The following is a 14257-nucleotide window of genomic DNA, read 5'->3' on the forward strand; positions in this document are numbered from 1 at the left end:
TTTTAGTTCGGGATATCGCTGGTCGGCTTAGCCGGAGCAGCTGGCTGAGTTTGTTCGGTTTTGGCCGGTGCACTCAGGTTTTCCCATTCACTACCTTTATTGGTTTTGTTGCTATTGATGTTACCCAGCACCAGACTGATGATGAAGAATAACGTTGCCAGCAGCGCCGTCATGCGGGTCATGAAGTTACCAGAACCACTTGAACCAAACAGCGTAGCGGAAGCGCCTGCTCCGAAGGAGGCTCCCATATCAGCGCCTTTACCTTGCTGCAGCATGATTAGACCAACAAGGCCAATTGCCACAATAAGGAAAACTACTAAAAGAGCTTCGTACATAATCAACCTGTTCCTTGCGGAGTTGCCGCGTACCAATGCTTCAACCAATAAAGCGGGAGTTTTTAATCTTTCCCACTGAAGCGGGTGTGAATACTAACCAAAGCGAATGACCTTCGCAAGGGCAATTTTATCGCATTGTATCAACTGCGGAAAAAAACAGCAAAACCGATGTGTTCGCTGAGAAAAAAGGCGACAATCGCCGCCTTTTTAGCCAGCCTTCTACTGTTTTAAACGGCTTTTACTGCATCAGCGATGCGGTGTGCAAATTCAGTAACCTGCTCTTCGTCTTCGCCTTCTACCATCACGCGAATTAACGGTTCGGTGCCGGATTTACGCAACAGCACACGTCCACGGCTACCCAGCGCCGCTTCAACTTCTGCGGTTACAGCTTTGACTGATTCATGCTCCAGCGGATCGCCACTACCTGCGGTGTAACGCACGTTAACCAGAATCTGCGGGAACATTTTCATACCACTGCAAAGGTCGTGCAGGCTCATATGGTTACGCGCCATCGCCGCCAGCACCTGCAAACCAGCAACGATGCCGTCACCGGTTGTGGTTTTATCCAGCAGGATCACATGACCAGAGTTCTCTGCACCGATACGCCAGCCTTTCTCCTGCATTTTTTCCAGTACGTAGCGATCGCCCACTTTCGCACGAGCAAACGGAATTCCTAGCTGTTTCAGGGCGAGTTCCAGCCCCATGTTGCTCATCAATGTACCCACCGCGCCACCACGCAGTTGGCCCTGACGCAGACCTTCGCGCGCGATGATATACATAATCTGGTCGCCATCGACTTTATTGCCTTCATGGTCAACCATAATCACGCGGTCGCCGTCACCGTCAAAGGCGATACCAAGATCTGCTTTTTCAGCCAGTACGCGCGCCTGTAACGCACGAACATCAGTTGCCCCCACTTCGGCATTGATGTTTACGCCGTTCGGCTCACAACCGATAGCGATAACGTTCGCCCCCAGTTCGCGCAGTACGTTCGGCGCGATGTGATAAGTCGCGCCATTTGCGCAATCCACCACAATTTTCAGTTCACTGAGGCTAAGTTCGTTCGGGAACGTGGCTTTGCAAAACTCGATATAGCGACCCGCGGCATCAACGATACGGCTGGCTTTACCCAGTTCTGCCGAATCAACACAGCTGATCTCTTTTTCCATTTCCGCTTCGATGGCTTCTTCAACTGCATCCGGCAGCTTAGTACCGTCAATAGAAAAGAATTTAATGCCGTTATCGTAGAATGGGTTATGCGATGCAGAAATTACAATCCCGGCCTCTGCGCGGAAGGTACGCGTCAGATAAGCCACGGCAGGTGTAGGCATCGGGCCTGTAAAGAGTGCGGAAAGGCCCGCAGCCGCCAGACCCGCTTCCAGTGCTGACTCCAGCATATAGCCAGAAATACGCGTGTCTTTACCAATAATGATCTTACGCGAGCCGTGGCGCGCCAGCACTTTACCGGCGGCCCAACCCAACTTAAGTACAAAATCAGGGGTGATCGGCGCATCCCCTACACGACCACGAATCCCATCGGTACCGAAATATTTACGATTACTCATAGCGTTTGTTTTCCTTTGCAGACAGAGTGGCTTCCACCACCCGCATCGCTTCTACGGTTTCTTTGACGTCATGAACACGAATGATGTGCGCGCCTTGCATTGCGGCAATGACCGCACAGGCCAAACTACCGCTCAGGCGCTCGGACGGCCCCACGTTCAGCAATTGCCCAATCATCGATTTTCGTGACATACCCACCAACAGCGGCAGGTTGAAATGGTGAAATTCAGCCAGGCGCGCCAGTAATGAATAGTTATGGGAGAGATTTTTACCGAAACCGAATCCGGGGTCGAGCAACAATTTCTCTTTTGCGATACCCGCCTGCTCACAACGAGCTATCTGCTCAATAAAGTAGCGATTCACTTCCGCAAAGACATCGTCATACTTCGGGGCTTCCTGCATGGTTTTTGGATTTCCCTGCATATGCATCAGGCAAACTGGCAAACCGGTTTCTGCAGCAGCTTCCAGAGCGCCAGGTTCGGAAAGGGAGCGAATATCGTTAATAATGTGAGCACCAACTTTCGCTGACTCACGGATGACTTCTGGTTTGGAAGTATCTACCGAGATCCAGACTTCGAAGCGTTGAGCAATTGCCTCAACCACAGGAATAACACGCTGCAACTCTTCTTCAACGCTAACTTCCGCCGCCCCTGGGCGCGTGGACTCGCCACCAACGTCAATGATCGTCGCGCCAGCGTTAATCATCAGATTCGCATGTTTCACCGCATCTATCAGCGAGTTATGCGTGCCGCCATCCGAAAAGGAATCAGGCGTAACGTTGAGGATCCCCATTACGTGAGGATGGCTAAGGTCCAGTGAAGTGCCCTGGGCAAAGAGTTTCATGATGTTATCCCTGGTATGAATTGATAAGAAAAAACCCCGGAGCACGCCCCGGGGTTTTCGGTACAAATACAGTCATCTAATGCGGGAACTTACTTGTCGCCTAACTGCTCTGACATGGTGTTACCCGGGTTCGGCGTACGCGGTTCATCAACCGGACGCGGAGCCTTTGGACTACCATTGTCGCCAGAATTGTTAGAAGCGCCTGGTTCTTCCCAGCCCGCTGGCGGACGTACATCGCGACGTGCCATCAGGTCATCAATCTGCGGTGCGTCGATAGTCTCATATTTCATGAGAGCATCTTTCATCGCATGCAGAATATCCATGTTGTCGGTCAGAAGCTGACGCGCACGATTATAGTTACGCTCGATCAGTGCTTTCACTTCCTGGTCGATGATGCGTGCCGTTTCATCGGACATATGTTTCGCTTTCGCTACGCTACGACCGAGGAACACTTCACCTTCTTCTTCCGCATACAGCAGCGGACCGAGTTTCTCAGAGAAGCCCCACTGGGTAACCATGTTACGCGCCAGGTTGGTCGCAACTTTAATATCGTTGGACGCCCCGGTAGAAACATGTTCCGGCCCGTAGATGATCTCTTCAGCCAGACGACCGCCGTACAGCGTAGAAATCTGGCTTTCCAGTTTCTGACGGCTGGCGCTGATTGCGTCGCCCTCAGGCAAGAAGAAGGTCACACCCAGCGCACGACCGCGCGGTATAATCGTTACTTTGTGCACCGGATCGTGTTCCGGCACCAAGCGACCGATAATCGCGTGACCTGCTTCGTGGTAAGCAGTCGATTCTTTCTGCGCTTCCGTCATCACCATGGAGCGACGTTCCGCACCCATCATGATTTTGTCTTTCGCTTTCTCGAACTCAACCATCGACACAACACGTTTGTTGCCACGAGCAGCGAACAGTGCCGCTTCGTTCACCAGGTTCGCCAGGTCAGCGCCGGAGAAACCAGGAGTACCACGGGCAATGATTGCCGCGTCGATATCGGGTGCCAATGGTACGCGACGCATGTGAACTTTCAGAATCTGCTCACGACCGCGAACATCTGGCAAGCCAACCACAACCTGACGGTCGAAACGGCCAGGACGCAGCAGCGCCGGGTCGAGAACGTCCGGACGGTTAGTCGCAGCGATAACAATGATACCTTCGTTACCTTCGAAGCCATCCATCTCAACCAGCATCTGGTTCAGAGTCTGTTCACGTTCATCGTGACCACCGCCCAGACCTGCGCCACGCTGGCGGCCTACGGCGTCGATTTCATCGATAAAGATGATGCACGGAGCCGCTTTCTTCGCCTGTTCGAACATGTCACGAACACGGGATGCACCCACACCGACGAACATTTCTACGAAGTCAGAACCGGAGATAGTAAAGAACGGAACTTTCGCTTCGCCTGCAATCGCTTTCGCCAGCAGCGTTTTACCGGTACCCGGAGGACCGACCATCAGGACGCCTTTCGGGATCTTACCGCCGAGTTTCTGGAAGCGGCTCGGCTCGCGCAGATACTCAACCAGTTCAGCAACTTCTTCTTTTGCTTCGTCGCAGCCCGCAACGTCAGCAAAGGTCGTTTTGATCTGATCTTCCGTCAGCATGCGCGCTTTGCTCTTACCGAACGACATGGCACCTTTGCCACCGCCGCCCTGCATTTGACGCATGAAGAAGATCCAGACACCAATCAGCAACAGCATCGGGAACCAGGAGATGAAGATAGAAGCCAGCAGGCTTGGTTCTTCAGGCGGTTCACCGACAACCTTGACGTTCTTGGTCAACAGGTTATCCAGTAATTTCGGATCCTGAACCGGAATGTAAGTGGTATAACGGTTACTATCTTTCTTGGTAACGTTGATTTCACGTCCGTTGATACGCGCTTCACGAACCTGGTCGTTATTGACCTCTTGTAGGAAGGTAGAGTAATCCACCTTACGGCCATTAGACTCGCTGGGCCCAAAGCTCTGGAATACTGACATCAGCACAACGGCAATGACCAGCCAGAGTATTAGGTTTTTCGCCATGTCACTCAAGGGATTAACCTCTTATTACAACTGTGTTAAAAACAGCGTCAGGATACTCTATATCCAGCATCTTTCAAACTTTCGTCTGAAATCTCCCGGTTAGGGTTTACGCCCGGTCGCTACAATATACACTTCCCGCGAACGTGCACGAGAAGAGTCCGGCTTACGAACTTTGACCTTCGTAAACAGGGAGCGAATTTCCCTTAGATACTCATCGAAACCTTCGCCCTGGAACACCTTCACTACAAAACTACCACCTGGCGCTAATACATCACGACACATTTCTAACGCCAGTTCCACCAGATACATGGCACGGGGGATATCCACCGCCGGTGTTCCGCTCATGTTTGGTGCCATATCGGACATGACAACCTGGACTTTGCTGTCGCCAACGCGCTCCAGCAGTGCTTTCATCACCAGTTCATCACGAAAATCGCCCTGAAGAAAGTCCACACCAACGATAGGATCCATAGGTAAAAGATCGCAAGCGATGATGCGGCCTTTGCCGCCAATTTGGGTGACCACATATTGTGACCAACCACCCGGAGCAGCACCAAGGTCGACAACCGTCATTCCCGGTTTAAAGAGTTTGTCACTTTGCTGTATTTCATCAAGTTTAAACCAGGCACGGGAACGTAACCCCTTTTTCTGTGCCTGTTGAACATATTTATCGCTAAAGTGTTCCTGAAGCCAGCGGCTGGAGCTGGCAGAACGCTTCTTACCTGTCATTTAACTTTCCCATGGGGATAACTCATCGTAACCAATTGCGTAAATTTTTACGCGCCTATTTGGTGATATATGGGAGATGGCGGTAGAATGACCCGTTTTCAATCCCAACGTAAGCAAAAAATACGATGAATCTGAGTACTAAACAAAAACAGCACCTGAAAGGTCTGGCACATCCGCTCAAGCCAGTTGTTCTGCTTGGCAGTAATGGTTTGACCGAAGGGGTGCTGGCCGAGATTGAACAAGCGTTAGAGCACCATGAACTCATCAAGGTGAAAATCGCCACCGAAGATCGCGAAACTAAAACCTTGATCGTGGAAGCTATCGTGCGCGAAACCGGCGCCTGTAATGTACAGGTCATCGGTAAAACGCTGGTGCTTTATCGCCCAACTAAAGAACGTAAAATCTCGTTGCCACGCTAAGATTATCCTAAAGTTACACACATTTGCTGTGTAAAACGAGGGGTTTTCCGCAGGCAGGAGAGCAAAATGCCACGCTCTGTTCGTTGATAAAAGGCCGCATAGCGGCCTTTTTCCTTTCTTTACAATACATCAACATCTTGAGTATTGGGTAATTCTTACAGGTATTCCACCTTAATTACTTCAAATTCAACTTCGCCGCCCGGCGTTTTGATGACCACAACATCATCTTCTTCTTTGCCGATCAGGCCACGAGCAATAGGCGAGTTTACAGAAATCAGGTTCTGTTTAAAGTCAGCCTCATCATCGCCAACGATGCGATAAGTCTGCTCTTCGTCAGAATCCAGATTCAACACCGTTACGGTAGCACCAAAAATAACGCGCCCATTGTTAGGCATTTTGGTGACATCAATCACCTGCGCGTTCGACAGTTTGGCTTCAATATCTTTGATACGACCTTCGCAGAAACCCTGCTGTTCACGAGCTGCGTGGTATTCGGCGTTTTCTTTCAGGTCGCCATGCTCACGCGCTTCCGCGATAGCAGCAATGATTTCAGGACGGCGCACAGATTTCAGAAAATCCAGCTCTTCGCGTAATTTTTCAGCGCCGCGTAAGGTCATCGGAATAGCTTGCATTTGTTATACCTCTTGAATATTCCTGATGGGGCAAGTCTTCACCCACCCCGGCTGTTCGGCCTGCCCGGCAAAACTCCTCACCGGGACCAGAAGCAAAAAAATACCGACCCGGGTACAAGTCCCAGGTCAGCTACAATTCACATTTTGATAGTCATTTTACCCTGAAGTTCCCGCAGGGTCATCGTTTACTTTATAGGGCGTTGCGCCGTAGTATGACGGCTCGATTCCAGGTTGTTAGCGCGAGATTATGCGATTTTCCAGATTTATCATCGGATTGACCAGCTGTATAGCGTTCAGTGCTCAGGCCGCGAATGTTGATGAGTACATTACTCAACTCCCCGCTGGTGCCAACCTTGCCCTGATGGTGCAAAAAGTCGGCGCATCGGCACCCGCTATTGATTACCACAGTCAGCAGATGGCGCTGCCCGCCAGTACGCAGAAAGTGATTACTGCGCTGGCGGCGTTGATTCAACTCGGCCCCGATTTTCGTTTTACTACTACGCTTGAAACCAAAGGCAATGTGGAAAACGGCATACTCAAGGGTGACTTAGTGGCGCGATTTGGTGCCGATCCGACGTTAAAACGTCAGGATATTCGCAATATGGTCACGACTTTGAAAAAATCTGGCGTCAACCAAATTGATGGTAATGTGTTGATAGATACCTCCATTTTTGCCAGCCACGATAAAGCCCCCGGCTGGCCGTGGAATGACATGACACAATGCTTTAGCGCTCCGCCTGCCGCCGCCATAGTTGACCGCAACTGTTTCTCCGTCTCGCTCTACAGTGCCCAAAAACCCGGTGATATGGCCTTTATACGCGTGGCATCTTATTACCCCGTTACGATGTTCAGCCAGGTACGCACCCTCCCCCGTGGTTCTGCCGAAGCGCAATATTGCGAGCTGGATGTGGTGCCAGGCGACCTGAACCGCTTTACGCTGACCGGATGCCTGCCACAACGTTCTGAGCCGCTCCCGTTGGCTTTTGCCATACAGGATGGAGCCAGCTATGCCGGTGCAATTCTGAAAGATGAGTTAAAACAGGCAGGTATCACCTGGAGCGGAACACTGCTGCGCCAGACTCAGGTTAATGAACCCGGAACGGTAGTTGCCAGTAAACAGTCGGCCCCGTTGCACGATCTGCTTAAGATTATGCTGAAAAAGTCAGACAACATGATTGCCGATACGGTTTTCCGCATGATAGGCCATGCGCGCTTCAATGTGCCCGGAACATGGCGGGCCGGATCGGATGCCGTACGTCAGATCCTGCGTCAGCAAGCTGGTATCGATATTGGTAACACGATTATTGCCGATGGTTCAGGGCTTTCGCGGCATAACCTGATTGCACCTGCCACCATGATGCAGGTGCTGCAATACATTGCCCAACATGACAATGAACTTAACTTTATCTCTATGCTGCCGCTGGCAGGCTATGACGGCTCTTTGCAGTACCGTGCGGGCCTGCATCAGGCTGGCGTGGACGGAAAAGTCTCAGCAAAAACCGGCTCTTTGCAGGGGGTATATAACCTGGCGGGATTCATTACCACAGCGAGCGGGCAACGAATGGCGTTTGTACAATATCTTTCTGGCTATGCGGTAGAACCCGCGGATCAGCGTAATCGCCGCATTCCGTTAGTGCGTTTTGAAAGCCGTTTGTATAAAGATATTTATCAGAATAATTAGTCTAAAGAGAAACCCCGGCACATGGCCGGGGTTTAGCTGATTAACGCTTGTAAATGAACTCAACGCCTTCTTCGTCGTCTTCGTCCCAGTCGTCATCCCAGTCTTCATCATCCTCTTCAGCAATCTCTTCAAGCTGCTGACGGTGATAATCATCCCACATGAATTCGACTTTCTCTGGCTGTTTCGCTTCTTCGGCCTGAACAACTGGGTTTTCAATGATAAAAGTCATCACATCCCAGCAGAGATCTTTCACGCCCAGTCCGCTCGCCGCAGAGATCAGATAATATTTATCTTCCCAGCCCAGCGCCTCCGCGATCGCTTTGGCTTTCTCTTCAGCTTCTGCCTTATCCAGCAGGTCGATCTTGTTGAAGACTAACCAACGTGGTTTTGCCGCCAAATCCTGGCTGTATTTTTCCAGCTCGCTGATAATAATACGCGCGTTTTCAACCGGATCGGTACCGTCAATCGGATCGATATCGATGAGGTGCAACAAGACGCGGCAACGTTCCAAGTGTTTCAGGAAGCGAATGCCCAGACCTGCGCCTTCCGCAGCGCCTTCAATCAGTCCTGGAATATCGGCAACAACGAAGCTCTTTTCGTTATCCATACGAACCACACCCAGGCTCGGTACCAGAGTGGTAAACGGATAATCCGCCACTTTCGGTTTAGCCGCCGAGACCGCGCGGATAAAGGTCGATTTACCCGCATTCGGCATTCCCAGCATACCGACGTCAGCCAGCAGCATCAGCTCCAGCAGCAGCTCGCGCTTATCGCCCGGCGTACCGTTGGTTTTCTGCCGTGGTGTACGGTTAACGGACGATTTGAAACGGGTATTGCCCAGACCGTGCCAGCCGCCCTTAGCAACCAGCAGACGCTGACCGTGTTTAGTCATATCGCCCATGGTTTCACCGGTACCCTGGTCGATTACACGCGTACCTACTGGCACTTTAATCGTCACGTCTTTACCGCGCTTACCGGTACAATCGCGGCTTGCGCCGTTCTGACCGCGCTCTGCACGGAAAGATTTTTCAAAACGATAATCGATAAGTGTGTTCAGGTTCTCGTCGGCTTCCATCCATACGTCACCACCGTCACCGCCGTCGCCGCCATCCGGGCCGCCTTTCGGAATATATTTTTCGCGGCGGAAACTCACGCAACCATTACCGCCATCACCTGCAACGACCAGAATCGATGCTTCATCAACAAACTTCATTTTATTCTCCGTAAATCATTCGCCTGCGCGGGGTTGCGATACCACCGTTGTATGCTTACGTAATCCGCCCCAAATACGATGACCAATGGCGGAATACATCGCGCCCGCAACCACGACAAACGCACCGAGATAACCTAAAAGGTTTAACATCGGTCTGGCGAAGAAATCGGGCCAGGCCAGTGATAAAAGATCTGAAAAAAACAGCGTAAACAGTGGGGTGAGCGTGATGATCGCGCTCACCTGCGCTGCCTGCCAGCGAGCCATCGCTTCCGCCAGGGCGCCATATCCTACCAATGTATTCAGTCCGCAAAAAATTAAACATGCGAGCTGCCAGTGGCTAAGCTGCGCTATCACTCCAGGATTTGCCAGAGGGAAGAGCGCAATTGTACATAAAGTGTACAGCAAAAACAGGATCTGCGGTGAGGCCAGCCGACGCAATAAAACCTTCTGCGCTACGCCATAACTCACCCAAACCGTCGCCGCACCGACCCCAAAGATAACTCCCCAGGTGTAATCGGTGAGCTTTGTAAATATCTCAACCAGACTGGTGTTAAAAAACATCACCAGGCCGCTCAGGAGCATCAATGCCCCCACAACCTGGGTGCTGCGCATTTTCTCTTTGAGGATAAATACGCTGGCAACCATCATGCCAACTGGCGAGAGTTGCCCAATCACCTGCGAAGCGGTCGGACTCAGGTATTGCAAGGATGAGCTGAACAGGATGAAGTTCCCAAACAGCCCGGCGGTCGCCACTGCCAACAAAATCAACCAGCGTGGCTTACGAAACACGCGTAATGGCGGCAACCTCTTCTTCACCGCAAGAATGGCACCAAGGCCAATACTCGCCATCAAGAAACGGTAAAACACGATTGTCGGAGGTTCCATCACCTCCAGCACCTGCTTCATTGCAATTGGCAACGCCCCCCAGCAAATTGCGGTGGTGAGCGCCAAAAGAATGCCAATGCCTGCCTGCTGCTTCATACCGTATTCCCTGCAAAACGCATTTGCGAGTTAACGCCGCACAATGCGCATTTTTACCGGTTATCGAATGTAAAAAGCCCCGCAACGTGTTGCGGGGCTTTCATCCGTTACCGGGACGCGAAAAACTTATTCAGCTTCGATGCTGATAAATTTACGGTTTTTCGGGCCTTTAACTTCGAATTTCACTTTACCGTCTGCTTTAGCAAACAGAGTGTGGTCACGACCGCAACCTACGTTAGCGCCTGCGTGGAATTTGGTACCACGTTGACGAACGATGATGCTACCCGCCAGAACGGATTCGCCACCGAAACGCTTAACGCCCAGGCGTTTAGCTTCTGAATCGCGACCGTTACGTGTGGAGCCGCCAGCCTTTTTATGTGCCATTTGAAATCTCTCCTCAGGTCTTAGGCGCTGATGCCAGTAATTTTCACATCAGTGAACCACTGACGATGGCCCTGCTGCTTACGATAGTGTTTACGACGACGAAACTTAACGATTTTAACTTTCTCGCCACGACCGTGAGCAACAACTTCAGCTTTGATTACGCCGCCATCAACGAAAGGAACGCCGATTTTGACTTCTTCACCGTTTGCGATCATCAGCACTTCAGCGAATTCAACAGTTTCGCCAGTTGCGATGTCCAGCTTTTCCAGGCGAACGGTCTGACCTTCGCTTACTCGGTGTTGTTTACCACCACTTTGGAAAACCGCGTACATATAAAACTCCGCTTCCGCGCACACCTTTTCAATGATTCAGAGTGCGCTATAAATATTCACAATAGGGCGCGAATATTACGCAAAACGCACGCCTTTGACAAGTGCTAGCATCAATACATGAAGAAAAAAAACACAACTTGTACGGTAACGTTTATCTGCGTCGTTTTTTCAGTACAATCAGTCTATATTTCTAACCCTAAACCCTAAGTTACCTTCACTCAATCTTGAGGTAATCGGGACAAAAAGCCCGGCTTTTGCGATGAATTTAGAAAAAATCAATGAGTTAACCGCGCAAGATATGGCGGGTGTCAATGCGGCAATCCTTGAGCAGCTTAATTCCGACGTCCAACTGATCAATCAGTTAGGTTATTACATCGTTAGTGGTGGCGGAAAACGTATTCGTCCGATGATCGCCGTACTCGCTGCGCGGGCCGTTGGTTATCAGGGCAATGCACATGTGACAATTGCGGCCTTAATCGAGTTTATCCACACTGCCACTCTGCTACACGATGATGTTGTGGATGAATCAGATATGCGCCGTGGGAAAGCCACAGCAAACGCTGCATTTGGTAATGCTGCCAGCGTACTGGTTGGTGATTTTATTTATACCCGCGCTTTCCAGATGATGACCAGCCTTGGTTCACTCAAAGTGCTGGAAGTGATGTCTGAGGCTGTTAACGTCATTGCTGAAGGTGAAGTTCTGCAATTAATGAACGTTAATGATCCGAACATTACTGAAGAAAACTACATGCGCGTTATCTATAGCAAAACCGCGCGTCTGTTTGAGGCTGCCGCGCAGTGTTCCGGGATTCTGGCTGGCTGTACGCCGGAGGAGGAGCAAGGCTTGCAGGATTATGGGCGTTATCTCGGCACCGCTTTCCAGTTAATCGACGACCTGTTGGATTATAGTGCTGACGGTGAACAATTAGGCAAAAACGTGGGCGATGATCTTAATGAGGGTAAACCCACCTTGCCATTACTCCACGCGATGCGTCACGGTACACCGGAGCAAGCGCAGATGATTCGTAATGCGATTGAGCACGGTAATGGCCGACATCTTCTGGAACCTGTTCTGGAAGCAATGAACGCTTGTGGTTCACTGGAATGGACTCGTCAGCGTGCCGAAGAAGAAGCGGATAAAGCCATTAAAGCTCTGCAGGTTCTTCCTGACACACCATGGCGTGAAGCCTTGATCGGTCTGGCACATATCGCGGTACAACGCGATCATTAATCCCTGCAGTTATATTTCAATTAATTCTATCCCGCCTTGTGCGGGATAATTCCAGTAAGTTCTTTAAACATTACAATCTTACGTTTGTTCTTTCCCAATAGTGCTGGTTTCCCCCTGGCATATTCTGAATATTCATACTTCTTACAGGAACTTTTTAGAACATAGTTCCATTAAGGGTATAGTGGTTTGCCACAGACTGATTGTTCTGGACGCAAATGACTAACTTAAGGAGTGAGGTGAAGATGGAGAACAAACTCATTGACTGGCATCCTGCAGATATTATTGCCGGACTGCGTAAGAAAGGGACATCTATGGCTGCAGAATCTCGCAGAAATGGATTAAGCTCATCAACGCTGGCGAATGCGTTAACGCGACCATGGCCAAAGGGTGAATGGATAATTGCCAAAGCGTTGGGAACAGAGCCTTGGGTAATCTGGCCTTCCCGTTATCATGATCCGCAAACACATGAGTTTATAGACAGAACTCGACTGATGCGTAGCCCACGGGAAAAAAGTGACAGCTAAATTGAAAAAAAGCGGTAACTCCAGCGCCACTGGCTTGAGTTACCGCCTGACGATTACTCGCCTTTTACGCGCTCAATGTTAGCCCCAAGAGCACGCAACTTATCTTCAATACGCTCATAACCACGATCGATATGGTAAATACGATCAACGATCGTTGTTCCTTCCGCAATACACCCGGCCAGTACCAGACTTGCAGAAGCCCGCAGATCGGTTGCCATAACTTGTGCTCCAGAGAGTTTTTCCACGCCGTGGCAAATCACCGTATTGCTTTCAATCTCAGCGTGGGCGCCCATACGGCTAAGTTCTGGAACGTGCATGAAGCGGTTTTCAAATACGGTTTCAGTGATAAAGCCTGTGCCTTCCGCAACCAGATTCAGCAGAGTAAATTGTGCCTGCATATCAGTCGGGAATGCCGGATGTGGCGCGGTACGCACATTGACAGCTTTCGGACGTTTGCCATGCATGTCCAGGCTAATCCAGTCATCACCAGTTTCAATATCAGCTCCGGCGTCACGCAATTTCGCCAGAACAGCGTCCAGAGTATCAGGTTGAGCATTGCGACAAATGATTTTGCCACGAGAGATAGCTGCAGCCACCAGGAAAGTGCCGGTTTCAATACGATCAGGCAGTACACGGTAGACACCGCCGCCCAGTCGTTCCACACCTTCGATGGTGATACGGTCCGTACCCTGACCACTTATCTTCGCACCCAATGTTACCAGGAAGTTTGCCGTATCGACGATTTCTGGTTCACGTGCCGCGTTTTCAATGATGGTCGTACCTTCAGCAAGTGTTGCCGCACACATGATAGTAACCGTTGCGCCAACACTGACTTTATCCATCACGATATGCGCACCTTTCAGGCGACCTTCAACGGAAGCTTTAACATACCCTTCTTCCAGTTTGATGGTGGCGCCTAGCTGCTCAAGCCCGGAAATATGCAAATCCACCGGACGCGCACCAATGGAACAACCACCAGGTAGAGAAACCTGCCCCTGCCCAAAACGTGCCACTAGCGGCCCCAGTGCCCAGATAGAGGCACGCATGGTTTTTACCAGCTCATAAGGCGCGCAGAATACGTTAACGTCGCGTGCATCGATATGCACAGAGCCGTTACGCTCTACTTTTGCCCCCAACTGGCTCAACAGTTTCATCGACGTATCAACGTCTTTCAGTTTAGGTACGTTTTGAATCTCTACCGGTTCTTCTGCCAGTAAGGCGGCAAACAGGATCGGCAGAGCGGCATTTTTAGCGCCGGAAATTGTGACTTCGCCCTGGAGCTTTGTCGGCCCCTGAACACGAAATTTATCCATTATGTTGTTCTCATTTAAGAATTCATATTCGCTACCGGCGTGACGCCCATAGC

At 50.7% G+C, this 14257-nt stretch carries 15 protein-coding genes; 4 read left to right on the plus strand and 11 right to left on the minus strand.

Annotated elements, in window-relative coordinates:
• Positions 1 to 2: 2 nt before the first annotated feature.
• From secG to rlmE, 5 genes are all read right to left on the minus strand, one after another.
• The gene (secG, locus tag EFER_RS15880; RefSeq protein ID WP_001295556.1) at positions 3 to 335 is read right to left on the minus strand and encodes a preprotein translocase subunit SecG; all 333 of its coding nucleotides are present in this window, start codon (positions 333 to 335) and stop codon (positions 3 to 5) included.
• A gap of 227 nt (positions 336 to 562) precedes the next feature.
• Complete coding sequence (glmM, locus tag EFER_RS15885; RefSeq protein WP_000071138.1) at positions 563 to 1900, minus strand: phosphoglucosamine mutase; 1338 nt, start codon at positions 1898 to 1900, stop codon at positions 563 to 565.
• On the minus strand, positions 1893 to 2741 hold the full coding sequence (gene folP / locus EFER_RS15890) for a dihydropteroate synthase (protein ID WP_000764731.1): 849 nt from the start codon (positions 2739 to 2741) through the stop codon (positions 1893 to 1895). The genes glmM and folP overlap by 8 nt, the downstream gene beginning before the upstream one ends.
• Before the next feature lie 89 nt (positions 2742 to 2830).
• Positions 2831 to 4765 carry an ATP-dependent zinc metalloprotease FtsH gene (gene ftsH, locus EFER_RS15895; RefSeq protein ID WP_001107467.1) on the minus strand — a complete coding sequence of 645 codons (1935 nt, stop codon included), beginning with the start codon at positions 4763 to 4765 and terminating at the stop codon, positions 2831 to 2833.
• Positions 4766 to 4864: 99 nt separating this feature from the next.
• Positions 4865 to 5494, minus strand: a complete 630-nt coding sequence (gene rlmE / locus EFER_RS15900; RefSeq protein ID WP_000145975.1) for a 23S rRNA (uridine(2552)-2'-O)-methyltransferase RlmE — start codon at positions 5492 to 5494, stop codon at positions 4865 to 4867.
• Positions 5495 to 5619: 125 nt separating this feature from the next.
• Between rlmE and yhbY the strand changes: the two genes are divergently transcribed.
• Entirely contained in the window at positions 5620 to 5913 is a 294-nt protein-coding gene (yhbY, locus tag EFER_RS15905; protein WP_001054420.1) for a ribosome assembly RNA-binding protein YhbY, read from the plus strand.
• 155 nt (positions 5914 to 6068) lie between these two features.
• Here the strand turns inward: yhbY and greA are convergent, their stop codons facing one another.
• Positions 6069 to 6545, minus strand: a complete 477-nt coding sequence (gene greA / locus EFER_RS15910; protein WP_001148001.1) for a transcription elongation factor GreA — start codon at positions 6543 to 6545, stop codon at positions 6069 to 6071.
• 247 nt (positions 6546 to 6792) lie between these two features.
• On the opposite strand from greA, the gene dacB reads away from it, so the two are divergent.
• Entirely contained in the window at positions 6793 to 8226 is a 1434-nt protein-coding gene (gene dacB / locus EFER_RS15915; protein WP_001212607.1) for a serine-type D-Ala-D-Ala carboxypeptidase, read from the plus strand.
• Between the two features lie 40 nt (positions 8227 to 8266).
• Here the strand turns inward: dacB and cgtA are convergent, their stop codons facing one another.
• From cgtA to rplU, 4 genes are all read right to left on the minus strand, one after another.
• Positions 8267 to 9439 (minus strand): Obg family GTPase CgtA, encoded by a 1173-nt coding sequence (gene cgtA / locus EFER_RS15920; protein ID WP_000673561.1) that lies wholly within the window; start codon positions 9437 to 9439, stop codon positions 8267 to 8269.
• A 15-nt stretch (positions 9440 to 9454) separates the two neighbouring features.
• A complete protein-coding gene (locus EFER_RS15925) occupies positions 9455 to 10420 on the minus strand; it encodes a DMT family transporter (protein WP_000813040.1) in 966 nt (321 codons plus the stop codon).
• 126 nt (positions 10421 to 10546) lie between these two features.
• Entirely contained in the window at positions 10547 to 10804 is a 258-nt protein-coding gene (gene rpmA, locus EFER_RS15930) for a 50S ribosomal protein L27 (protein ID WP_000940595.1), read from the minus strand.
• A 20-nt stretch (positions 10805 to 10824) separates the two neighbouring features.
• Complete coding sequence (gene rplU / locus EFER_RS15935; protein ID WP_000271401.1) at positions 10825 to 11136, minus strand: 50S ribosomal protein L21; 312 nt, start codon at positions 11134 to 11136, stop codon at positions 10825 to 10827.
• Between the two features lie 259 nt (positions 11137 to 11395).
• Between rplU and ispB the strand changes: the two genes are divergently transcribed.
• Positions 11396 to 12367, plus strand: a complete 972-nt coding sequence (ispB, locus tag EFER_RS15940; protein ID WP_002431330.1) for an octaprenyl diphosphate synthase — start codon at positions 11396 to 11398, stop codon at positions 12365 to 12367.
• Between the two features lie 242 nt (positions 12368 to 12609).
• Positions 12610 to 12891, plus strand: coding sequence for a DNA-binding transcriptional regulator SfsB (gene sfsB, locus EFER_RS15945; RefSeq protein WP_000428406.1), 282 nt, complete (start codon positions 12610 to 12612; stop codon positions 12889 to 12891).
• A gap of 53 nt (positions 12892 to 12944) precedes the next feature.
• Here sfsB and murA read toward each other — a convergent pair whose 3' ends face one another.
• Positions 12945 to 14204: a UDP-N-acetylglucosamine 1-carboxyvinyltransferase gene (murA, locus tag EFER_RS15950; RefSeq protein ID WP_000357273.1), complete on the minus strand. Its 1260-nt coding sequence runs from the start codon at positions 14202 to 14204 to the stop codon at positions 12945 to 12947.
• Positions 14205 to 14257: the final 53 nt, after the last annotated feature.

The organism is Escherichia fergusonii ATCC 35469 (genome assembly GCF_000026225.1).
GTDB lineage: Bacteria > Pseudomonadota > Gammaproteobacteria > Enterobacterales > Enterobacteriaceae > Escherichia > Escherichia fergusonii.